Genomic DNA, 22,166 nt, shown 5'->3' with positions numbered 1-22,166 from the left:
TTACGGGCGGAACAGTCAGAGAGAAAAAATTCATGTGGAGGTAACAGGAATGTTTTATATCGGATGCCATCTCTCCTCTGCGAAGGGGTTCCTCGCGATGGGAAAGGACGCGGAAAAGATCGGAGCGACGACGTTCCAGTTTTTCACGAGAAATCCACGGGGCGGAAGTGCAAAGCCGCTCGACCATGAGGATATCCAGGCATTTTTAAAATTAAAGGAAGAGCTGGGGATCGGAACACTGGTGGCCCATGCTCCGTATACATTAAACGGCTGCTCAGCGGACGAAAAGATCCGTGATTTCGCAAAGCGGACCATGGCGGATGACCTGGAGCGCATGGAGGCGATCCCGGGAAATCTCTACAATTTTCATCCCGGAAGCCATGTAAAACAGGGCGTGGAAGCTGGGATCACTTATATCGCAGAAATGTTGAATGAGATCCTGCGTCCGGATCTCCACACGACGGTACTCCTCGAGACGATGGCCGGAAAGGGGAGCGAGGTCGGGAGAAGCTTTGAGGAGCTTCGGGAAATTCTTGACAGAGTCGAACTTTCTGATAAGATGGGAGTATGCATGGATACGTGTCATGTCTGGGATGCCGGGTATGACATTGTAAATGATCTTGACGGCGTGCTGGCGGAGTTTGACCGGATCGTGGGTCTCGACCGTCTGAAAGCGGTCCATTTGAACGACAGCATGAATGTGCGGGGAGCCGGAAAGGACCGCCACGCGCGGATCGGGGAAGGCGAGATCGGTGCGGAGGCGCTTGTCAGGGTGATCAATCACCCGGCGCTGCGCGATCTGCCGTTCTGTCTGGAGACTCCGAATGAGCTTCCGGGATATGCAGAAGAGATCCGCTTTCTGAAAGAACACAGACAATAAAAAGGAGAACATGGGATATGGGTATTTTAAAGGTTGGTGTCGGCGCGTTAAAGAGCGTGCTGGAAGATTCCTGGCGCGAGTATTTCTACTGTCCGGCAATGGAACCGGATGTCCTTGTCAAAAAAGGGGAAAACAGAAAGTCAAATAGAAGCTATAACACAAAAAACAGTGACAACCTGATCTCCAACGGATCCATCATCGCGGTCAATGAGGGACAGTGCATGATGATCGTGGATCAGGGAGCGATCGTTGAGGTCTGCGCGGAAGCCGGAGAGTTTGTGTACGATACCTCCGCGGAGCCGAGTATTTTCTACGGAAATCTCGGAAAGAGCATCGGGGACAGCTTTAAGCAGTTCGGAAAGCGTTTCACGATGGGCGGTGACACGGCGAGAGACCAGAGAGTCTACTTCTTTAATACAAAGGAGATCGTCGGAAACAAGTACGGCACGGCGAATGCAGTCCCGTTCCGCGTGGTGGACCAGAACATCGGTTTCGACATGGATATTGCGATCCGCTGCCACGGCGAATATTCCTACCGGATGGTGGATCCGATCCTCTTTTATAAGAACATCTGCGGAAACATCGAGGAAGATTATACGAGAGACAAGATTGATTCCCAGCTTCGCAGCGAGCTCCTGACAGCCCTGCAGCCGGCATTCGCAAAGATTTCCGGGATGGGAGTCCGCTACAGCGCACTTCCGGGGCATACGGTGGAGCTTGCAAATGCGCTCCGTGAGATCCTCTCCGACAGCTGGGACGATGTCTACGGGATCACGGTGAGCAAGATCGGAGTGAGCTCCGTGAAAGCCTCCGAGGAAGACGAGAAGATGATCAAGGAGCTGCAGAGAAATGCGACATTCCGCAACCCTGGAATGGCGGCAGCGCAGCTCGTAAATGCACAGGCGGAGGCGATGCAGAGTGCGGCGAAAAACACTTCGACCGGCCCGATGATGGCGTTCGCCGGAATGAACATGGCTGCACAGAACGGCGGATTTAATGCCCAGGGACTGTTTGACATGGCAGCTGCCCAGGGACAGCAGGGTGCTTCCAATATGGCTGCCCAGGCTCCGCAGACATCCAGCGGACCGGCAAAGATGGCGCCGTTATCCGGCTGGACCTGCTCCTGTGGTCAGGAGGGAAATACCGGAAACTTCTGCTCCAACTGCGGAAAGAAGAAGCCGGAGGAGAGCGGTTCCTGGACCTGCTCCTGCGGACAGGTAAATACGGGCAATTTCTGTTCAAACTGTGGAAAGAAGCGCCCGGACACTGTCTGGACCTGCTCCTGCGGTCAGGAAAATAAAGGAAACTTTTGTGCGAACTGCGGAAAGCCGAGACCATAAAAGAATCAGCTCCCGGATTGTTTCGGAATGACAGTCCGGGAGTTATGCCAGATACAGGGGGAAAAAGAGATGGCACTTGTAAGTTATAAATGCCCCAACTGCGGCGGCTCAGTGGTCTTTGATCCGAAAAAGCAGAAATTCTGCTGTGAGTTCTGCATGTCAGAATTTACGGAGGAAGAGATGAAAGCCGCGGCTCTGAGTTCAACAGAGACCAGCGGTGTGCAGGATGGGGGTGATACCTCCGGGACAGCGGGAACGGAGGCACAGGCAGAAAGCGGGGTTAATGCGAAAGCAGGCACCGAAACAGGTGCAGATCAAATATCCGATATGGCACAGAGTGGCCGTGCAGGCAGCACAGATCAGAAAGAGGACGCTCTCGTCTACATTTGTCCGAGCTGCGGTGCGGAGGTCGTGACGGATGCCACGACAGCGGCGACGTTCTGCTATTACTGCCACAACCCGGTCGTCCTCTCCGGAAAGCTTTCCGGGGAATTCCTGCCGGACTATGTGATCCCGTTTGCGATGGATAAGAAACAGGCGACGGGGATCTTCCTTGACTGGATCAAAAAGAAAAAATATATCCCGGATGACTTTTTCTCAAAAAGTCAGATCGAGAAGTTCTCCGGCGTGTATTTCCCGTACCTGATGTACAGCTGCAAGGTGGACGGAAAGATCCAGGCGGAAGGTGAAAAACAGCGGACCTGGGTTGCAGGAAATATCCGGTATACAGAGCATAAAAAATACCGGATGGAGCGCGCAGGGGAACTCGATGTCAGAAATGTGACGAGAAATGCCTTAAAGAAAAATAACAGCGCACTCGTGGAAGGCGTTCTGCCCTTCGATATGGAAAAGCTGAAATCGTTTGATATGGGATACCTCTCGGGGTTCCAGGCGGAAAAGCGGGATATGGAGAAAGAAGCTCTGACGCCGGAGGTGGAGCAGGAAGTAAAGCAGTACACGGTGGAACAGCTGAAAAACGACGTGATGGGACAGTACTCCGCAGTCCGCGTGGATCAGAGTGACACAAATATCCGGGACGCAAAGTGGCAGTATGCCCTGCTCCCGGTGTGGATCCTTACATATAGGGATAAGGCCAGAAAAGACGAACTCTATTACTTTGCGATGAACGGGCAGACAGGAAAGATCTGCGGAAAGCTTCCGGTCGCAAAAGGAAAGCTTGTGAAACTGTTCCTGGAGATCTTTGTGCCGGTTGCGGCGATCCTGATGATCGGAGGGTGGTTCCTGTGATGAAAATGAAGTGGATAACTGAAAAGACGGGGAAGAACAGTGGGAAAAACAGGGGCATTCTGGGAGCGGCAGGAAGATCGCTGAAAGTTTTCCTGGCAGCAGGCGTCCTTGGAATCTTCCTCTCGGGAACTGCCTTCGCAGCGTCCGGTGAGGACGCGTACCGCATGGCGGAGGGAACGGAAAACTATGCCGATGTCTACGATATGGCGGATCTTTTTACGGACGAAGAAGAACAACAGCTCTCCGGACAGGCGCAGACGCTTTCTGAGAAGATGAAGATGGAGGCGGTCATCGTCACGACGGAGGAAAATTCTGACTCCGCGCAGGTGTTTGCGGACGGATTTTACACGGAGGGTGGCTTTGGAACAGGCTCTGACCATTCGGGAATCCTGTTCCTCATCGACATGGACAACCGGGAGCTCTATATTTCCACGACCGGACAGATGATCCGGTACATGACGGACAGCCGGATCGAGGACGTCCTGGATGATGTTTACGGGTATGCGTCGGATGCCGATTATTACGGGGCGGCTTCAGCATTTCTTGCAGATACGGAAACGTGTTATGCGAACGGGATCTCGAAAGATCAGTACAATTATGACACGGAGACGGGAAAGATCAGCCGTTACCATCATCTGGAATGGTATGAGATCCTGTTTGCGATCGGCATTGCGGCAGTCTGCGGCGGCGCAGCGGTGGCCTCTGTGCTCAGAAGCTACAGTCTTCACGGGGAAGATAAGCGGATGGCTGCGAACTTTAAGCTCTCTTATCGGCGTGACAGCCGGTTTACCATGGGAAATATTCTCGCGGATGCCCTGCTGACTTCGTATATTACGCAGCAGGTGATCGCATCACAGAAAAATAACCGTCCGGGCACCGGAGGAGGAAGTTTTTCCGGCGGCGGCAGGTCATCCACCCACAGTTACGGTGGAAACAGCCACGGCGGCGGGGGAAGGAAGTTTTAAGGAATGGAGATCAGGACGATCGGGATCATCGGACAGGGCGCGCTCGGCGTCATGTACGGAAATCATCTGACAAAGAAGCTCGGAAATGGGCATGTATTTTTTATCGCGGACGAAACGCGTGTGGAACGATACCGCAAGACGGGCATGAGCTGCAACGGGGAGAAATGCGGATTTACATACCGCTCCCCGGCGGAAGCAGTGACGGCAGATCTCATCATCTTTGCCGTCAAATTTATGGGAATGGAGAGTGCGATCCGGACCGTGAAGCCGTTTGTCGGGGAGAATACCCTGTTCTTGTCGGTGCTCAACGGGATCTCCAGCGAGGGGATGATCGAGGAAGTCTACGGGGCGGATCATGTGCTCTATGCCTGCGTTCAGGGAATGGACGCTGGAAAGGATGGGAGCGCGGTCACTTACAAAAATATGGGCTACATCACCATCGGAAATAAGGATAAGAGCCGCGATGAGAAGTTAAAAGCGGTGACGGATCTGTTTGACCGGACCGGACTTTCCTACCAGGTTCCGGACGATATCCTGAGGGAACAGTGGAACAAACTCATGTTAAACACCGGCGTCAACCAGGTGACGGCAGTCTACGGCGCACCGTACAGCCTGATCCAGAAAGAGGGAGAGGCGCGGACCATGATGATCGAGGCCATGCGCGAGGTTCTCCGCGTGGCGGACACTCAGGATGTGGATCTTTCGGAGACGGACATTTTCTACTGGCTGGACCTTCTTGCAACCCTGAATCCGGATGGACATACGTCCATGTGCCAGGACGTGCTCGCGGGACGGCCGACGGAGGTGGAGCTGTTTGCGGGGACGATGTTAAAGATCGCGGAGGAAGAGGGACTTTCTCTTCCGGTGAACGCGTTTTTGTATGAGCGGCTGAAGGAGCTGGAGACAGCTGAAGATTGAAAGTAAGGAGAGCTGCGGGAACGCTCCGGCAGGTCTTTGTGCCTGCAGTGCTGAAACATGGCAGGAAGGTGAAAGAAGGAGAAATACATGACGATCATGGTAATTGACGGCCAGGGCGGAAAGATGGGAAAAGGTCTGGTGGAAATGTTGAAGAAAAGCTGCCCGGAGGACGAGATCCTGGCAATCGGGACGAACAGCATCGCTACGGCGGCGATGTTAAAGGCGGGGGCAGATGCCGGTGCGACGGGAGAAAACCCGGCGGTCGTCACAAGCCGCACGGCGGACATCATCGTGGGCCCGATGGGGATCGTTATCGCGGACTCCCTGATGGGGGAGATCACCCCGAAGATGGCCGTTGCGATCGGCCAGAGCCCGGCAAAAAAGGTTCTGATCCCGGTGAACCGCTGCCAGCATTTTGTTGTGGGCTGCAGGGACGTTTCGATGGGAGAATATGTAAAGCTCGCGGTGGAGGAAGTGCTGAAGATCCGGCGCGGGGAGCTGTAAATAAGCGCTGATAAAAAGACGAAGACACCTGATTTTTGATGATCTGGGTGGATTCGTCTTTTTTATTGTTTAGTTCTTCCATATCATCCAGAGCTTTTTCTGTGATTCTTGCCAGCGTGTCCACTGCGCATATTCTTCTGCCTGTCCGCATACACTGATGTGTATGCAGGCGCATCAGGCGCGTGCGCGTAAAGGTGACGGAAGGAGTGTCTGCCATGGGGAAAAAGATGCATCCGGGATCGGGAGCTGTGATCGGAGCGCAGCTTGTGATCCTTTTGATCCTGACGGCTTCCCTGTGTGTCCAGAGCAGGAAAGCGGCGGCGGAGAATACATATGCGATCATGGAGGAGAGCGGCGGGGAAAAGAAAGACTATATCCACTGGGTGGAATTTACCGTCCCGGCGGAAGTCATGCAGAAAGCATTCCGCCTGGACATGGGAAGTATCCAGGAGGATGTTCATCTGAACTGGGTGGAACTGCTTGCATATCTCGGAGCAAAATACGGCGGGGATTTCGAGCGGTTCCGGCAGGCAGATCTCGACGCGGTGACGGAAAAACTGAAGTCCGGGATGACGATGGAGGAGCTCACGAAGGACATGAAATACTATGCCTATTACCGGGAGGCATACGGTGCAGTCCTCGACGGGATGGTCGGATATTTTGAGCAGGAGACGGAGGCGCCGGAAGACCTCACACAGAGCGGAACGGGTGAAAATGGAAATGCGAAGACCGTCTGGCTCAGAAAATATGGTCTGAAAGCATTCTCACCGATCGCGAAAAACTTCCCGTACAGTGATTTCGACGATTTCGGTGCATCCCGATCCTACGGATTCAAGAGAAAACACCTGGGCCATGACATGATGGGGCAGGTGGGGACGCCGGTGATCGCGGTGGAATCCGGATATGTGGAGGCACTTGGCTGGAACCAGTACGGCGGATGGCGGATCGGGATCCGGAGTTTCGATAAAAAACGGTACTATTATTACGCCCATCTGCGCCAGAATTACCCATACCAGTCAAATCTCAAAGAGGGCAGTATCGTGACGGCGGGAGATGTGATCGGATACCTGGGCAGGACCGGATACAGCACCACGGAGAACACCAACAACATCACAACTCCGCACCTGCACTTCGGGATCCAGCTCATCTTCGATGAATCCCAGAAAGAGGGAAACAACGAGATCTGGATTGACTGCTACGAGATCGTGAAGTTCCTGCGGCTGAATCAGAGCGAGACTGTGAAGGTGGAAGGGACTAAAGAGTGGACGAGAGTCTACGGGATGAAAGATCCGGATGTACCGGGAGAAGAGGAAAATTCAGAGAGAGGTCATGGATAAAATCTTAAGAATCTCCCCATAATAATCAGAGTAATAAGGCACTGCCTGTAAAACTAACAGAAAACGAAAGGGTGAGATTCATGAAAGATCAGGTCTTTGGTGTCCTTCAGAGGATCGGGAGATCGTTCATGCTGCCGATCGCGCTGCTTCCGGCGGCGGGACTTTTGCTCGGTATCGGCGGTTCATTCTCAAATGTCACGATGCTCAAGGCATACGGGCTAACGAGGATCATGGGACCGGGAACCTTCTGGAACGCACTGTTCATGGTCATGAGCCGGGCTGGGGACATCGTGTTCACAAATCTCCCGATCCTCTTTGCCATGGGTGTTGCGATCGGGATGGCAAAGAAGGAGAAGGAAGTTGCAGCGTTAGCGGCGGTCATCTCGTTCCTCGTCATGCATGCTGCGATCGGAGCGATGATCGAAGTAAACGGCGGAGCGGATTCCCTGAAAGAGGGCGCCGGCGCCATGGTCGCGGGGATCTGGTCCCTGCAGATGGGAGTGTTCGGCGGGATCCTCGTGGGGCTTGGGACGGCATGGCTCCACAACCGGTATTATAAGATCGAGCTTCCCCAGGTGCTCTCGTTTTTCGGCGGAACGCGGTTTGTCCCGATCGTGTGCGCCCTGTTTTACGTTCTCGTGGGGATCCTCATGTACTTTGTCTGGCCGCCGGTCCAGACGGCGATCTCCGGAGTCGGCCGGTTCGTGCTCCGCTCCGGTTACCCGGGAACCTGGTTTTACGGCTTTGTGGAGCGGGCGCTGATCCCGTTTGGTCTGCACCATGTGTTTTACATCCCATTCTGGCAGACAGCGGTCGGCGGGTCCATGGAGATCGGCGGGAAAGTCGTGGAAGGCGCCCAGAACATCTTTTTCGCGGAACTCGCAGATCCCGCAGCGGAGAGATTTTCCGTGGAGGCGACAAGGTTCATGGCGGGAAAGTTCCCGCTTATGATCTTCGGACTCCCCGGCGCAGCTCTCGCCATGTATCAGGCGGCGCTGCCGGAAAAGAAAAAGGAGGTATCGGGGCTGTTCCTCTCCGCCGCACTGACTTCCATGCTCACAGGGATCACGGAACCGCTGGAGTTTACATTCCTCTTTACAGCGCCTCTGCTCTATGGGATCCACTGTGTGTTTGCCGGTCTGTCGTACATGCTGATGCACATGCTCGGCGTGGGCGTCGGAATGACATTCTCCGGCGGACTGATCGACCTGTTTCTGTTCGGGATCCTTCAGGGGAATGAAAAGACCGGATGGCTCTGGATCGTGGTGATCGGTGTGTTTTATTTCCTCGTGTATTACGCGGTGTTCCTGGTCGTGATCCGGAAACTCGATTATAAGACACCGGGGCGGGAGAGCGGGACCGCGGCGAAGCTTTATACGAGAGATGATGTGGAGCAGAGGAAACAGGATAAAAGAAACAAAACTGTTTCAAAAAACGCGAAAAACGAAAAAGATAGAGCAAAAGAAGCAAAGAATCCCGCAGAGACAGCCGGGGGACCGCACCAAAGTCAGAATGATAACGAAAAAAATCCGGAGAGATCCGGGGAGTCGCGCTCGGGAAAAATCCTCCGGGGACTCGGCGGCATGGACAACCTCACTGATGTGGACTGCTGCGCGACGCGGCTCCGCTGTACTGTAAAAGATGAAAAGAAAGTGGATGAGACGATCTTAAAAGCGACCGGGGCATCCGGCGTCATCAAAAAAGGAAACGGCGTCCAGATTATCTATGGTCCGCAGGTGTCTGTCATCAAGTCGGATCTGGAAGAATATATGGAAGCGTGTGAACAGGCACAAAATGCGTCAACTGTGATCAGAAGTCCCATGACCGGGACCGTCATTCCGCTTGAAGAGGTCCCGGACGAGGCGTTTGCCGGAGCCATGATGGGGGACGGTGCGGCGATCGTACCTACAGACGGGATCGTGCAGGCCCCGGCGGATGGAGAGGTGACCTTTGTGTTTCCCACAAAGCATGCCGTCGGATTCCGGGCGGATGCCGGTCATGAGATGCTGATCCATGTCGGGATTGACACGGTGTCCCTGTCCGGAGACGGATTTGAGGCTTTCGTGAGCGACGGGGATCATGTGCGGGCGGGAGAGCCGCTTTTAAAGGTGGATATCCGGAAGATCGGGGACCGGGTTCCGTCCATGGCATCGCCGGTCCTCTTCACGGACCTTGCGGAGAATATGGAAGTCAGGGTATTAAAAAAAGGGCAGATCCATGCAGGTGAGCCTTTCATGGAAGTGCACCGGAAAGCTGACGTTGGATTTTGCTGATCCGGAATGCGAAAATAAAAAGGAAGTGGGTTGATTATGGAGAAGTTTCAGTATACAATTACAGACGAGATCGGAATTCACGCAAGACCGGCGGGGGAACTCGCGAAGCTTTCAAAAGAATTCCGTTCAAAGATCACCTTGAAGACAGACACAAAACAGGCAGACGCGGAAAAACTGATGGCAGTGATGGCTCTCGGGATCCGTCATGGTCAGACGATCAACGTTGAGATCGACGGGACGGATGAAAAGACGGCGGCAGAAGCGGTACGGAAGTTTTTTGAGGCAAAACTGTGAGGCAGAAACAAAAAGTATGGAAATCATTAAAGGAAAATCAATTTTAAATAAAGTGGCGATCGGACCGATCCTCTACCACAGAAAGACGGAGAGCCAGGTCAAACGCCGCACGGTGGAAAATACGGAAGCGGAGATCAGCCGGTACGAAGCGGCAGTGAAATACGCCGAGGACGAGCTCAAGGCACTCCACAAAAAGGCGTGTGAGCAGGTCGGAGAGACCGGAGCGGCAGTGTTTGAGGTCCACATGATGATGCTGGAGGACGCAGACTACCGGGATTCCGTTCTGAATATCATCAAAAATCAGAAGACGAACGCGGAGTACGCAGCCGCGGTGACCGGTGACAACTTTTACCGGCTCTTTGCGGACATGGATGATGAATATTTCCGTGCCCGGGCGGCGGACGTAAAGGACATCACAGACCGGCTGCTAAAGATCCTCTCCGGCGATGCGGTGGAATCCGGTTTCCTGACAAAACCGGTGATCCTGATGGCGGAGGACCTCGCGCCGAGCGAGACGGTCCAGCTGGAAAAAGACATGCTGCTCGGATTTATCACCGAACAGGGGTCTCCGAACTCCCACACGGCGATCCTCGCGCGCAGCATGAACATTCCGGCGCTGGTCTCCGTGCCGGTGAAAGAGTCCTGGGACGGAAAGATGGCGGTCATCGACGGCGAGACCGGAACCCTCTATGTGGATCCGGATGAGAAAACGCTGGCGGATATGAAGAAAAAGAAGCTGGCGGAGGAAGAGAAAGAGCGTCTGCTCCAGGAGTTAAAGGATAAAGAGGATGTCACCCTGGACGGGACGAAGGTAAAACTCTATGCGAACATCGGGGACGTCTCAGATGTCGCGGAGGCATTAAAGAGCAATGCGGCTGGGATCGGTCTGTTCCGGAGTGAATTCCTGTACCTTGAGAAGAAGACGTACCCGACCGAGGAGGAACAGTTTGCCGCATACCGCCAGGTGGCGGAGATGATGGCGGGAAAGGAAGTCATCATCCGGACGCTTGACATCGGCGCCGATAAGCAGGCGGACTATTTTAAATTAAAGAAAGAAGAGAACCCGGCGATGGGATACCGCGCGATCCGGATCTGCCTGACAAGACCGGAGATCTTCCGGACGCAGCTTCGGGCAATCTATCGCGCGAGTGCCTTCGGGAAGATCTCGATCATGTTCCCAATGATTGCGTCCCTCTGGGAGGTAAAAAAGGCGAAGGAGATCGCCGCTTCCGTCCGGGATGAGCTGAAGGAACAGGGAGTTCCGTTCGGCGATGTGGCGATCGGCATCATGATCGAGACCCCAGCGGCAGCGATCATCAGCGAAGACCTCGCGAAAGAGGTGGATTTCTTCAGCATCGGAACGAACGACCTTGTCCAGTACACACTCGCCATCGACAGGCAGAATGAAAAACTGGACCAGTTTTACGATCCGAAACATCCGGCCGTCCTGAAACTGATCCGCTATGTGGCGGAGAGCGGCCACAAATATGGATGTACGGTGGGAATCTGCGGTGAGCTGGGTGCGGAGACAGATCTCACGGAGGAATTCCTTAAGATGGGGATCGACGAACTCTCTGTGTCCCCGTCGTTCTTACTGACGGTGAGAAAGAAGATCAGGGAGATCGATCTCTCCTGATGTCTGAGCGAATAAAAATGAATACTGCGGGAGAACCGGAAACGGATCCGGTTTCAGAGTCCGCTGATACAGGAGAAGATATGCAGACAGAAAAAAATATGGCAGGTCCTTACGAGATCATCGTCCTGGACCTTGACGGCACGCTGACGAACCGGGACAAGGTGATCACACCGAGGACGAAAGCGGCACTCATGAAGGCGCAGGAGCGCGGAAAAAAGGTGGTCCTCGCGTCGGGACGTCCCACGCAGGGCGTAATGCCGCTCGCAAAAGAGCTTCGCCTGGAGGAATACAGCGGATACATTCTTTCCTTCAACGGCGGGCGGATCATCAACTGCAAGACCGGGGAGACGGTGTTTGCGAGATCCCTTCCGGTGTCCGCAAATAAAAAGATCATCGGACTTGCGGAGGAAAATCAGGTGGATATCGTGACATACGAGGGCAGCAGGATCATCGCATCGAACCCGGAATCCCCATACACAAAACTGGAGAGCCGGATCAACGGGATGGAGATCTGGAAGCCGGAGAATATGGCGGAGTATGTAAATTTCGAGGTGCCGAAATTCCTCATGATGGAGGACGGGGATTACCTCGCAATGGTGGAGCCGAAGGTGAAGGCGGCGATGGGAAAGAATTTCAGTGTTTACCGCTCAGATCCGTTCTTTCTCGAGATCCTCCCGAAGGGGATCGACAAAGCCCAGAGTCTGGAGCGCCTGTTGGAAGTTCTGGGACTCACGAGAGAGCAGATGATCGCCTGCGGGGACGGTTACAATGATCTCACGATGATCAAATACGCCGGTCTCGGCGTCGCGATGGAGAATGCGGTCCTTCCGGTGCGGAACGCGGCGGACTATATCACGGCATCGAACAACGATGACGGGGTGGGGCTGGTTGTCGAGAAATTTATGCTGGCGTGAGAAATGAAAAAAAGGTTCATGATATCGAAATGCAAAATTGGCTGCCGATATTCCATCGGGATATGGCAGCCATAACTATTTCCGCTTTTTTATACAGAAAGACTGGACTTTTTGAATCTAACGTGTTAAACTGTGATTAGTGCGTGAAACAGATCGATCCATAAAAATGCAGCAGAAAAAGATCCAGACTCTGCTGCAAATATGAAGCAGAAGGGGTAACAGGTATCATGAACAAGAAAATCAAGACAGATGCGGTCGACCATCTTTTTGAGGCAATCCTGACATTAAAGACACCGGAAGAGTGCTATGCGTTTTTTGAGGATGTCTGCACAGTGAATGAGCTTTTGTCCTTATCCCAGCGTTATGAAGTTGCAAAAATGCTGAGAGAGAAACGGACGTATCTCGATATCGCGGAGAGCACAGGTGCTTCCACCGCGACGATCAGCCGTGTAAACCGTTCCTTAAACTACGGAAGCGACGGATATGATATGGTATTTAAACGTCTCGGATTCGAAAAACTCGATGATGAGGACGATGCGGAAAAATAAGATATGAAGAAAAAGACCTTCGTACAGGAGCGGAATGGGGATCTGCTTCCGGACGAAGGTCTTTTGGTATATTAGTTTGCCCGTAATCTGCCATGCATCCGAAGGGAAGCTCCGGGGGGAGGTCCCCGTAGGTGTGAAGGTACTGAACAGCTACATTATTTTTTCTTTTTCGGCGGATTCTCAGCCCTGAGTTCGTCGGCCAGGCGCTCGATCATCTGCTTTTTTAAGAACACATCAAAGGCGAGCTCACAGATAAACCCGAAAAGCTGGAGCGATTCCGCATTTTCCGGCTCTGCGCTGCCCTCTGCGCCGGAAGGAAACGTCTCCTTCGCCTTCTCAAATTTCTCTTTCACATCTTCCTTTAACCGATCCATCTGTCCGTGTTCCATCGAGAAGACCTTCGTGTAGATCTCCGCAAGGGAAGATTCGTCATCCGTATCGAAATGGTGCTCTGTAACATAGGAAAGAACCGTTTCGATATCCGTAAAACTCAGCAGATTTTTAAAATAATAGATAAATACCAGGAGCAGGATATGTTCCTGGGTATACTTTTTCTTTACCGGGGATGGAAGCAGGTTGTTCTTCGCATAGTTGTTGATCATCGTTTTTGTCAGGACCTTGTCTTCCGGGTAGCGCTTTAACTCACCGAGGTGCTTCTCCATAAAGGTCGTCACCTGATCCATGTAAAGGTCGATCTGCGGGATCTCGTCTACATGAATATGGTCTAGGCTGTCCAGGTGAGCGAGCAGCTCATTCAGTCGTTCTTCATTCGTTTTCATGGTGAAACTCCTTTCATCCATCTATTATATAGTATTAAAAACTATATGACAAGGGGTAAAGATGATTTTTCTGCGTACGAAAAGAAAAACACGTTACAGTACACGGGCACTCTATGCCTGCGCACTGTAACAAAAAACACACCACCAGAAAAAATCTGGTGATGTGTGGAAACCATGCATTCGAAATCCTGCCGCCTACCTGCTGTGTTCCTCCAAAAGTCCCTTTTCCTTATAAAAACGCTCTGCTCCGGCATGCAGTTCGATCGGGAGATCGTTGAACATGAACCCGGACTGGGCGGTGTAGGAGAGGGCGGGGTGAAGGTCCTTTAAGCGGTCACGGTTCTCATAGAGGATCGAGGTGATCTCGTAGACGAGGTCTTCATCCAGATCTGCGCGGACGCAGAGGAGGGCCTTGATCCCGAAGGTTGCGATATCTTCGTCCTGGCCTTTATAAGTTCCAGACGGGATCTGATCCATATAGTAGAACGGGTTCGAGCGGATGATGGAGCGGAGCTCAGAGTCTGTGTATTTTAAAAGATGGCATGGAACCGTGTCTGCCAGCTCCGCAAGCCCGGAGATCGGCACCCCGGTAAATCCATGGATCGCGTCGAGCGCCCTGTTTTTAACCTTGTCAGCGCCTGATCCGAGACCACAGTTGACGAAGGTGGAGTTCTGGTCGGTGATTCCGAGAGTGCCCAGGGAAACCTTTGCCGCGAGCTCTGTGGTGGAATCCTGGGGACCGACACCGAGACGATTTCCTTTTAAGTCGTGAACATAAAAGATCCCGGAGTCATCCCGCGCCATCCAGTTCGAAAGACTCGGATAGAGAGCCGCAATGACTTTCAGATCTTTGAATTCGTGATCCTTGAATTCACCGGTCCCGTTTACCGCGGAGAAAGCAATGTCGCCGCTCACAAGTCCGAGATCGATACTGCCGTCCTGGAGAGAGTGGACATTTCCGGAGGAGCCGGTCGAGGCGCTGATATTGATCTTGATGGAAGAATCAGCATCTCCTATCACGAGGGAGATCGCCTTTCCGACCGGATACATCGTTCCGCCGCTGTCGGCAGTTCCGATCGTAAGGATCTTTAAAGAATCTGATCTTGCTTCTGTCTGGCGCTGCGCAGTTTCGGATGATTTTCCGCATCCACCAAGGACAAGACCGGTACAGGCGAGGAACAAAGAAATTGTGTGTAAAAATTTATGCATGAAGTATATCCCATTCCTTGTATTAAAACCTGTCGGCTGTAAAAAGAACCTGACAAGTTTTGTAACTTTTGGAATGAGTATAGCATAAAAACCATCGCAGATTCAATGTTATTTTGAAAAAACGGGCAAAAAACCGGGCGGAAAGTGGGGGATTCCGCCCGGTGAAAAGAGGGAGGTCAAATGACCTTTAGTGAATGTCACATGTATTTCTATGAACGGAATAAGCCTCCGAAGATAGAAAGGAAGATCGGGTTGTAGATATCGTCGATGATAACGGCAAAGGACGGATACAAAACCCATGCGATGGTGTGCCAGCCGTACTGGTCCATGATCGCTTTCTCGTTTGCGACGGCATTGGAACCGGAACCGCAGCCCCAGCCGATGTTTCCGGCTGTCATGACAGCTGCGCCGTAATCGCGGCCGAAGAGATTGAAGGATACAAAGATTCCAAAGAGTGCCATGAAGATACCCTGTGCAACGAGAACGATTCCCATCTGACCTGCAAGCGGAGCAAGCTTTGTAAAGTCTGTGGTCATGAGAACGAGTGCAAGGTAAAGCTCAAGGAACATATGCTCGATCGCTTCTACTTCCGGAACATAGAACTTGATGCCGGCAGCTTCCATGACGTTTCTTGCGATCGCACCTGCGAAGAGGCAGCCGATGAATTTCGGCATCTCGATCATCGGGATGTTGTCGAGTAAGCAGTAGATCGGCATACCGAGTGCTGCGAGAAGAAGACATAATGCAAACATCATGATCATTCTTGTGTTGTCGAGTTCCGGAACTTTACCGGTTGCGTGTGCTTCCGGCTTGTCGTTCGGATCAGCTTTTAAGCCGTGCTTTGCGATCAGAAAAGCAGCGACCGGGCCGCCGATGAGGGAGCCCATGATGTTTCCCATGGTACCTGCCGCAACACCGACAACGGTAGCGTCTGCAGCGCCCCACTCTTCAAAGATCGGGCCAAATGCAGAAGCAGTACCAACGCCGCCGGACATGGCTGCGGAAGAGCACTGAAGGGCCAGGAGCGGATGCATGCCGATCAGCTGGCTCAGGGCATAACCTAAAAGGTCCTGGCAGGTGATCAGGAGGCATGCAGCGAATGCGATCAGGGCACAGAGTTTTCCGCCCGCATGTCTTAACATCTTTGCGCTGAAGCCGAAGCCCACGCAGAGGAAGAATAAGTTCTGGCAGAGATCCTTCATGATCGTCGCGTCGAAGGAGATTCCGACGATTCCTGCCCCCTTGATGCAGGATACGATGATCGAGAAGATCAGACCGGAAATAACAGGCGCCGGAATCGCGTATTTTCTGAGCGTCTCAGAACGGGCAACGATGGCCCTGCCGAGGAAGATCACGATGGCCGCGAAACCGAGAGTACACAGGTACTCAAACTTGAAAGAGGCGACTGCTCCGTCGGCTGCCGGTTTGTAGGTGCCGAAATAACTGATGATACTTTCCATAAGAGTTCCTCCAATCCTTTTTTGGCTTTCCGGGTCATATCATTCCGTCCGCTTCTGAGACCGGAAGGTTTTCTGTCTCCCCACAGAGAAAACGGTCGGATCACCCGGAAGATAAAACTTTAGTAACTTGAAAATCAGGAAGGACCGTTGCTAAAATTTATGAAGAAAGTATAAAATATTATAAAAATATTTGCAATTTTTCGAAACTATTAACCGACAAAAGTAACTAAAGTTATAAAATTACAGTAAAAAACTTACAAAAACAGATGCAGAGAAACAATAAAGATGAACAGATACTTAACGGAGAAAGACTTGACAGTAAGAAATAAGTCGTAAAAAATCCCCCGGGAGAGTGGGGAGCTCTCCTGAGGGATTTTTAAGGGAGGTTCTGTATAATTCGTGAAAACCTTATGTTTCCGATCAGCCTTTGAATAATCCACCAAAGATGGAAAGGAAGATCGGGTTGTAGATATCATCGATGATAACCGCGAAGGACGGGTAAAGAACCCATGCGATGTTGTGCCATCCGTACTGATCCATAACGGCTTTCTCGTTCGCAACGGCATTCGGACCGGAACCGCAGCCCCAACCGATGTTGCCGGCTGTCATAACGGCTGCGCCGTAGTCACGGCCAAAGAGGTTGAAGGATACGAAGATACCGAACAGAGCCATGAGGATCGCCTGTGCTACGAGGACGATACCCATCTGACCTGCAACCGGGGCAAGCTTTGTGAAGTCTGTTGTCATAAGAACAAGTGCAAGGTAAAGCTCCAGGAACATATGCTCGATGGCGTCAACCTCCGGAACATAGAACTTGATGTTTGCTGCTTCCATAACGTTTCTTGCGATGGCACCTGCGAAGAGGCAGCCGATGAATTTCGGCATCTCGATCATCGGGATGTTGTCGAGTAAGCAGTAGATCGGCATACCGAGAGCAGCGAGAAGTAAGCACATTGCGAACATCATGATCATCTTTGTATTGTCAAGCTCCGGTGCTTTGCCGGTTGCCTTTGCTTCCGGTTTATCGTTCGGGTCAGCCTTTAAACCGTGCTTTGCGATCAGGAAAGCCGCAACCGGACCACCGATGAGGGAGCCCATAACGTTACCAAGAGTACCTGCCGCAACACCGATCGTTGTAGCATCCTGTGCACCCCAGCCCTCGAAGATCGGACCAAAGGCAGATGCGGTACCAACACCACCGGACATCGCTGCGGAAGAACACTGAAGAGCGAGGAGCGGATTTAAGTTGATCAGGTGAGCGATCGCAACACCGAGAACATCCTGACAGGTGATCAGGAGGCAGGCTGCAAATGCGATCATGACGCAGAGCTTTCCGCCGGCATGTCTTAACATCTTTGCGCTGAAGCCGAAGCCCACGCAGAGGAAGAAGAGGTTCTGACAGAGATCTTTCATGACCTTTGCGTCAAAACTGATACTGACTGTGCCGGTCATCTTGATCGCGGAAATCAGAAGTGAAAAGATGATACCGGAAACGACCGGAGCAGGAATCGCGTATTTTCTTAACGCCGCGGAATGTGCGACGATCGCGCGTCCGAGGAAGATTACGATTGCTGCAAAGCCGAGAGTACATAAATACTCAAATTTAAAATTTGCGATTGCGCCATCGGCAGCTGGTGTGTAGGTGCCGAAATAGCTGATGATACTTTCCATAAAAAATCCTCCAATCCTTTTTTGGTAACTGTCTTGCATCAGTTACAGTCGTTTTTACCTTTTGCGTTGCTGAGATCTTTCAGTTTCTGTATTTTTAAAAACTGCTCACAGTAAAAAAACAGCTTCCACCGTTTATACCCCGCTTATTTTGGTGGAAAAAGTGTAAAAACTTTATAAAAAGAATAAAATATTTTGTATATAATGTCAATTTATGTAAGTATCTAACGAATTATGTAATTATCGTAACCGGAAAAATCACTTTCGTTCGCCACGCTCTGAACAGAAGACTCCGCCGGATCAGATCCGTGCGGAGTCTTAAGAAATGCCTGTTTATTATTTTTTCCCGAATCCGTATTTGATGGAAGGGCGTCCTCCCGTCTTATAGTCGATGGTGCTGATGATCTCTCCGGTGTCCACCATATAATTCATATATCGCCGGATCGTAATGCGGGAGAGATGGATCTGCTCGGCGATCTGTTCGCTGGTGAAGAAGCCGTCAGGATTTGCCATCAGATATTCCCGGACCATATTGAGGGTAGTCTCGTTCAATCCCTTTGCCAGCGTCGGTTTTGCCTCTGTTGTGGGCTCGCTTCCGGAAACCAGACGGTCGATGGCGTGCTGGTCCAGATTGGCATGGGAATCTTCCAGGTACTTCTTCATCTCCGCAAAACGGTCAAGAGCCGCCTTAAAACGTGTATATTCAAACGGTTTTACAAGATAATCCGTGACGCCGCGGTTTAAGAGCGAGCGGACGATATCCGTGTCATTCGCGGAGGTGACCATGATCACATACGGGGTGAGTCCTGCCGCATGGAGCGCGTCGAGGAATTCACCGCCGTTCATGACTGGCGTATAGTAATCGAGGATCACGAGATCAACAGGATTTGTTTTGATATAGGGCAGAGCCTCCGCTCCGTTTTTGAAGAGATGTTCTACACGGAAGTTGGTACTGACTTCGATATATTGTTTATTGATGGATGCGACCATCGGGTCGTCTTCAATGATGATTACATGGTACATGATGGTTTCTCCTTTCCGGTAAATGTAATGGTAAAGCAGGTTCCTTCTCCTTCTTCTGTTTCGATGGAGATATCCCCGTGCGATTCTTCGACAAGTTGTTTGATCAGGAAAAGTCCGGTTCCGCGGTTTTCGCCTTTGGATGAGACTCCACGCTCATAGATCCGGTCGATCAGATCCGGCCGGATCCCGCTGCCGGTGTCCTCACAGGTGATGATGTTGCAGTCCGGATCGCAGTAGAGTCCAAGCGTGATCTCTTTGATCTCATGCTCCCCGTTGGAAAGCTCCTCAATCGCGTTTTCGAGAAGGTTTCCGATGATCGTGATGTAATCTTCCATCGGCAGCAGCAGATCTTTCTCAAGACACCGGCTGTCGGGGGATACCGTGAGCAGGATCCCGAGTTCTGCGGCGTGCATCATCTTTCCGATGACCAGGGCGCAGATCTTTGATACGCGGATGCAGTCGGCTGTCTGCCGGATCGACTGGCTGGAGACGAGGTTGCTGTTGATGATGAATTTGATGGCTTCCTCTGTCTGACCTGTCTGGAGGTAGCCGAGGATGACATGAAGCTTATTTAAGAATTCATGGTTAAAAGCCCTCAGTGTGTCCAGCATCGCCTTTGCTCCGGTGAGCTCATCCATGACGGTTTCCATATCGGTCTGGTCATTGATGATGGTCAGGACGGCATGGGAACCTGTCTGGGAGTTGACGGGAACTTCGCTCACGAGAAGTCTGTGGTTCCCGTTGGTGCAGGCCCGGTGGTAGGACGGAACTCCGGAAGTCAGGACGCGGTCTGCCTGGGAGGCAGGAAAGAGGTCCTTAAAATGGCAGCCTTCAGTGGCCGGCGCCGGCTGCGGCAGCTGAAAGAGCTGTCTTGCCGCCTGGTTTGCATAGGCGATCACGCCATTCGAATCGGTCGCGATCAGACCTTCTTCCAATGCATTCAGAACGACATCCTGGCGGAGATAGAGATCAAGAAGCTCGGTCGGATGATGGCCCATCAGGGAATCGCGCAGGAGCGATACGAGTCCGTGCGACAGAAGGACACTGACCACCAGCATGACCATTGCGGCCAGTAAATAGGTAGGAAAGAGCGTTTGCATCTGCTCGAAGATATACGTGTTGAAGACGGATGCCATGATAAAGCCGATGATGTGCCCGTCCTTACTGAGGACCGCATGGAAGGCGCGCCGCTGTGTTCCGTGGGTGCCGTAGCCGGTCGTGATGTAGGGCTGGCTTTCTTTTAAGATCGCTTCTTCCTCGCCGCCGACGAAGGTCTCGCCGGTCTCCTGACGGTTCGTGTGATAAAAGCGGAGACCGTTGGTGTTGTAGACGGCGATGACGTTGAGGTCGGAAAAGTTTTCGGACAGGGAATCCAGCTCTTCAATAGCAGAGTCATCCGGATATCCGTTTTCCAGCATGGAGATCACGTTGTCCATCGACGCGATGTAGGAGGCGAGCGTACTGATATTTTTATCGATCTCCTGTCGCTGGCGTGTGATCGTCGAGAACAGGGTGATACTTAGGGAGAGGAGCAGAAGACAGATGGATACTGCCATGAAGCTTAAAAAGAGCTGGCTCTCCAGGGATAGTTTTCGGAATTTCTGTATCATATGTGGGTCCTCCGGGAGTGGGATGGAAAATATTTATCACTTAGTATATAGAAAATGAGGGGGAGATGCAAGAGGGGAAAAGAGAAAAATGTGCTTGAAAAAATGTGCTGGCGGGCCGGTGAGAGTTCGACTGGATGTGCTGGGGATGCCAAGAGGAAGCCAGCTCCCGGGATCAGGCACATCCAGCCGAACTCTCACCGGCTGGTTGGGGGATTGGCGGGATTAAGAAAAGGGTTTGCTGGCATGCAAAGTAATTTTTTCTGAGAGGGAAGAAGAGAAGAGTCCGGGAGGGGGCGATTTTGTTTGAAGTCTTACAGGCGCGTTAGAGGGTGGTGGGATGATGAGGGAAGGTTAGGCGGCTTTGGGACGGTTTTATTTAGGAAAAGATTTCAAAAAGGACTTGCTATTTCTATAGGAATTGGGTACAATAACCTTAAGGTTGATTATTATTTAACAATCCATGACTGTTCAACGTGAACAATCACATCATTTTCTAGGAGGAAAAGAAAAATGGCAGTTAAAGTTGCGATTAATGGTTTTGGCCGTATTGGCCGTCTTGCATTCAGACAGATGTTTGGCGCAGAGGGATTCGAGATCGTTGCGATCAACGACTTAACCTCTCCGGAGATGCTCGCACACCTTTTAAAATATGACTCCACACAGGGCAGATACGCTCTTGCAGATACCGTATCTTACGGTGAAGATTCCATCACAGTTGATGGCAAAGAGATCAAGATCTACGCGAAAGCAAACGCAGCAGAGCTTCCGTGGGGCGAGATCGGTGTAGACGTTGTTCTTGAGTGTACAGGCTTCTACACATCCAAAGCAAAAGCACAGGCTCATATCGATGCAGGCGCTAAGCACGTTATCATTTCCGCTCCGGCAGGAAACGATCTTCCGACGATCGTTTACAACGTAAACCACGAGACATTAAGCAAAGATGACCACATCATCTCCGCTGCTTCCTGTACAACAAACTGCCTCGCTCCGATGGCAAAAGCATTAAACGATGCTTACCCGATCCAGTCCGGTATCATGTGCACAATTCACGCTTACACAGGCGACCAGATGACACTTGACGGACCGCAGAGAAAGGGCGACAAGAGAAGAAGCCGTGCTGCAGCGATCAACATCGTTCCGAACAGCACAGGTGCTGCAAAGGCAATCGGTCTTGTAATTCCGGAATTAAACGGCAAGCTCATCGGTTCTGCTCAGCGTGTTCCTACACCGACAGGTTCCACAACAATCTTAACAGCTGTTGTTAAGGGCCAGCCGACAAAGGAATCCATCAACGCAGCAATGAAGGCAGCTTCCAACGAGTCCTTCGGCTACAACACAGATGAGATCGTTTCCAGCGATATCGTTGGTATGAGATACGGTTCTCTCTTCGATGCAACACAGACAATGGTTCTCCCGATCGACGAGAACACATCTGAGGTTCAGGTTGTATCCTGGTACGACAACGAGAACTCCTACACAAGCCAGATGGTTCGTACCATTAAGCACTTCGGAAAACTGTTAAACGCTTAATTTCGAGCAGTTATCGAAGAAAATAGACTC

At 51.8% G+C, this 22,166-nt stretch carries 19 protein-coding genes; 13 read left to right on the top strand and 6 right to left on the bottom strand.

What is annotated here, in order from left to right; all coding sequences use genetic code 11:
* Window positions 1-49 precede the first annotated feature (49 nt).
* The 12 genes from ACI3EW_RS11630 to ACI3EW_RS11575 all read left to right on the top strand — a co-directional run bounded on the left by ACI3EW_RS11630 (window position 50) and on the right by ACI3EW_RS11575 (window position 12,857).
* Complete coding sequence (locus ACI3EW_RS11630; RefSeq protein WP_118297071.1) at window positions 50-880, top strand: deoxyribonuclease IV; 831 nt, start codon at window positions 50-52, stop codon at window positions 878-880.
* 17 nt (window positions 881-897) lie between these two features.
* Window positions 898-2,220, top strand: coding sequence for an SPFH domain-containing protein (locus ACI3EW_RS11625; RefSeq protein WP_405578329.1), 1,323 nt, complete (start codon window positions 898-900; stop codon window positions 2,218-2,220).
* 69 nt (window positions 2,221-2,289) lie between these two features.
* Window positions 2,290-3,468, top strand: coding sequence for a TFIIB-type zinc ribbon-containing protein (locus tag ACI3EW_RS11620; protein ID WP_118532865.1), 1,179 nt, complete (start codon window positions 2,290-2,292; stop codon window positions 3,466-3,468).
* Entirely contained in the window at window positions 3,468-4,433 is a 966-nt protein-coding gene (locus tag ACI3EW_RS11615; protein WP_252197620.1) for a TPM domain-containing protein, read from the top strand. Before ACI3EW_RS11620 ends, ACI3EW_RS11615 begins: the two co-directional genes overlap by 1 nt.
* 3 nt (window positions 4,434-4,436) lie before the next feature.
* Window positions 4,437-5,351, top strand: coding sequence for a ketopantoate reductase family protein (locus tag ACI3EW_RS11610; protein WP_405578325.1), 915 nt, complete (start codon window positions 4,437-4,439; stop codon window positions 5,349-5,351).
* 87 nt (window positions 5,352-5,438) lie between these two features.
* Window positions 5,439-5,855 (top strand): DUF3842 family protein, encoded by a 417-nt coding sequence (locus ACI3EW_RS11605; protein ID WP_118297066.1) that lies wholly within the window; start codon window positions 5,439-5,441, stop codon window positions 5,853-5,855.
* A gap of 215 nt (window positions 5,856-6,070) precedes the next feature.
* Window positions 6,071-7,192 (top strand): M23 family metallopeptidase, encoded by a 1,122-nt coding sequence (locus tag ACI3EW_RS11600; protein WP_329751701.1) that lies wholly within the window; start codon window positions 6,071-6,073, stop codon window positions 7,190-7,192.
* A gap of 80 nt (window positions 7,193-7,272) precedes the next feature.
* Window positions 7,273-9,465 (top strand): PTS sugar transporter subunit IIABC, encoded by a 2,193-nt coding sequence (locus ACI3EW_RS11595; protein ID WP_405578321.1) that lies wholly within the window; start codon window positions 7,273-7,275, stop codon window positions 9,463-9,465.
* Between the two features lie 36 nt (window positions 9,466-9,501).
* Window positions 9,502-9,759, top strand: coding sequence for an HPr family phosphocarrier protein (locus ACI3EW_RS11590; protein WP_118532855.1), 258 nt, complete (start codon window positions 9,502-9,504; stop codon window positions 9,757-9,759).
* 16 nt (window positions 9,760-9,775) lie between these two features.
* A complete protein-coding gene (gene ptsP, locus ACI3EW_RS11585; protein ID WP_405578317.1) occupies window positions 9,776-11,395 on the top strand; it encodes a phosphoenolpyruvate--protein phosphotransferase in 1,620 nt (539 codons plus the stop codon).
* A gap of 80 nt (window positions 11,396-11,475) precedes the next feature.
* Window positions 11,476-12,309 carry a Cof-type HAD-IIB family hydrolase gene (locus tag ACI3EW_RS11580; protein WP_118297142.1) on the top strand — a complete coding sequence of 278 codons (834 nt, stop codon included), beginning with the start codon at window positions 11,476-11,478 and terminating at the stop codon, window positions 12,307-12,309.
* Window positions 12,310-12,536: 227 nt separating this feature from the next.
* Window positions 12,537-12,857 (top strand): YerC/YecD family TrpR-related protein, encoded by a 321-nt coding sequence (locus ACI3EW_RS11575; protein WP_118297061.1) that lies wholly within the window; start codon window positions 12,537-12,539, stop codon window positions 12,855-12,857.
* 155 nt (window positions 12,858-13,012) lie between these two features.
* Here ACI3EW_RS11575 and ACI3EW_RS11570 read toward each other — a convergent pair whose 3' ends face one another.
* The 6 genes from ACI3EW_RS11570 to ACI3EW_RS11545 all read right to left on the bottom strand — a co-directional run bounded on the left by ACI3EW_RS11570 (window position 13,013) and on the right by ACI3EW_RS11545 (window position 20,606).
* On the bottom strand, window positions 13,013-13,636 hold the full coding sequence (locus tag ACI3EW_RS11570) for a DUF1836 domain-containing protein (RefSeq protein ID WP_118297060.1): 624 nt from the start codon (window positions 13,634-13,636) through the stop codon (window positions 13,013-13,015).
* Window positions 13,637-13,831: 195 nt separating this feature from the next.
* Complete coding sequence (locus ACI3EW_RS11565; RefSeq protein ID WP_405578312.1) at window positions 13,832-14,845, bottom strand: TAXI family TRAP transporter solute-binding subunit; 1,014 nt, start codon at window positions 14,843-14,845, stop codon at window positions 13,832-13,834.
* Window positions 14,846-15,054: 209 nt separating this feature from the next.
* Window positions 15,055-16,305 (bottom strand): sodium/glutamate symporter, encoded by a 1,251-nt coding sequence (locus ACI3EW_RS11560; RefSeq protein WP_118297058.1) that lies wholly within the window; start codon window positions 16,303-16,305, stop codon window positions 15,055-15,057.
* 420 nt (window positions 16,306-16,725) lie between these two features.
* Complete coding sequence (locus ACI3EW_RS11555) at window positions 16,726-17,976, bottom strand: sodium/glutamate symporter (RefSeq protein WP_405578308.1); 1,251 nt, start codon at window positions 17,974-17,976, stop codon at window positions 16,726-16,728.
* Between the two features lie 333 nt (window positions 17,977-18,309).
* The gene (locus ACI3EW_RS11550; protein WP_118321114.1) at window positions 18,310-18,996 is read right to left on the bottom strand and encodes a response regulator; all 687 of its coding nucleotides are present in this window, start codon (window positions 18,994-18,996) and stop codon (window positions 18,310-18,312) included.
* Window positions 18,984-20,606, bottom strand: a complete 1,623-nt coding sequence (locus ACI3EW_RS11545) for an ATP-binding protein (protein WP_405578304.1) — start codon at window positions 20,604-20,606, stop codon at window positions 18,984-18,986. The genes ACI3EW_RS11550 and ACI3EW_RS11545 overlap by 13 nt, the downstream gene beginning before the upstream one ends.
* 510 nt (window positions 20,607-21,116) lie before the next feature.
* Between ACI3EW_RS11545 and gap the strand changes: the two genes are divergently transcribed.
* On the top strand, window positions 21,117-22,136 hold the full coding sequence (gene gap, locus ACI3EW_RS11540; RefSeq protein WP_117552041.1) for a type I glyceraldehyde-3-phosphate dehydrogenase: 1,020 nt from the start codon (window positions 21,117-21,119) through the stop codon (window positions 22,134-22,136).
* Window positions 22,137-22,166: the final 30 nt, after the last annotated feature.

Source organism: Pilosibacter rotomagensis (assembly GCF_045062245.2).
Lineage (GTDB): Bacteria > Bacillota > Clostridia > Lachnospirales > Lachnospiraceae > Pilosibacter.
Note: the sequence above shows the minus strand (reverse complement) of the source record. Positions and strands in the feature narration are given on the sequence as shown.

What these genes read in the sequence shown, in the direction of transcription:
- ACI3EW_RS11630 (WP_118297071.1), top strand. Translation starts at nt 50, where the DNA reads ATGTTTTATATCGGATGCCATCTCTCCTCTGCGAAGGGGTTCCTCGCG.
- ACI3EW_RS11625 (WP_405578329.1), top strand. Translation starts at nt 898, where the DNA reads ATGGGTATTTTAAAGGTTGGTGTCGGCGCGTTAAAGAGCGTGCTGGAA.
- ACI3EW_RS11620 (WP_118532865.1), top strand. Translation starts at nt 2,290, where the DNA reads ATGGCACTTGTAAGTTATAAATGCCCCAACTGCGGCGGCTCAGTGGTC.
- ACI3EW_RS11615 (WP_252197620.1), top strand. Translation starts at nt 3,468, where the DNA reads ATGAAAATGAAGTGGATAACTGAAAAGACGGGGAAGAACAGTGGGAAA.
- ACI3EW_RS11610 (WP_405578325.1), top strand. Translation starts at nt 4,437, where the DNA reads ATGGAGATCAGGACGATCGGGATCATCGGACAGGGCGCGCTCGGCGTC.
- ACI3EW_RS11605 (WP_118297066.1), top strand. Translation starts at nt 5,439, where the DNA reads ATGACGATCATGGTAATTGACGGCCAGGGCGGAAAGATGGGAAAAGGT.
- ACI3EW_RS11600 (WP_329751701.1), top strand. Translation starts at nt 6,071, where the DNA reads ATGGGGAAAAAGATGCATCCGGGATCGGGAGCTGTGATCGGAGCGCAG.
- ACI3EW_RS11595 (WP_405578321.1), top strand. Translation starts at nt 7,273, where the DNA reads ATGAAAGATCAGGTCTTTGGTGTCCTTCAGAGGATCGGGAGATCGTTC.
- ACI3EW_RS11590 (WP_118532855.1), top strand. Translation starts at nt 9,502, where the DNA reads ATGGAGAAGTTTCAGTATACAATTACAGACGAGATCGGAATTCACGCA.
- ptsP (WP_405578317.1), top strand. Translation starts at nt 9,776, where the DNA reads ATGGAAATCATTAAAGGAAAATCAATTTTAAATAAAGTGGCGATCGGA.
- ACI3EW_RS11580 (WP_118297142.1), top strand. Translation starts at nt 11,476, where the DNA reads ATGCAGACAGAAAAAAATATGGCAGGTCCTTACGAGATCATCGTCCTG.
- ACI3EW_RS11575 (WP_118297061.1), top strand. Translation starts at nt 12,537, where the DNA reads ATGAACAAGAAAATCAAGACAGATGCGGTCGACCATCTTTTTGAGGCA.
- ACI3EW_RS11570 (WP_118297060.1), bottom strand. Translation starts at nt 13,636, where the DNA reads ATGAAAACGAATGAAGAACGACTGAATGAGCTGCTCGCTCACCTGGAC.
- ACI3EW_RS11565 (WP_405578312.1), bottom strand. Translation starts at nt 14,845, where the DNA reads ATGCATAAATTTTTACACACAATTTCTTTGTTCCTCGCCTGTACCGGT.
- ACI3EW_RS11560 (WP_118297058.1), bottom strand. Translation starts at nt 16,305, where the DNA reads ATGGAAAGTATCATCAGTTATTTCGGCACCTACAAACCGGCAGCCGAC.
- ACI3EW_RS11555 (WP_405578308.1), bottom strand. Translation starts at nt 17,976, where the DNA reads ATGGAAAGTATCATCAGCTATTTCGGCACCTACACACCAGCTGCCGAT.
- ACI3EW_RS11550 (WP_118321114.1), bottom strand. Translation starts at nt 18,996, where the DNA reads ATGTACCATGTAATCATCATTGAAGACGACCCGATGGTCGCATCCATC.
- ACI3EW_RS11545 (WP_405578304.1), bottom strand. Translation starts at nt 20,606, where the DNA reads ATGATACAGAAATTCCGAAAACTATCCCTGGAGAGCCAGCTCTTTTTA.
- gap (WP_117552041.1), top strand. Translation starts at nt 21,117, where the DNA reads ATGGCAGTTAAAGTTGCGATTAATGGTTTTGGCCGTATTGGCCGTCTT.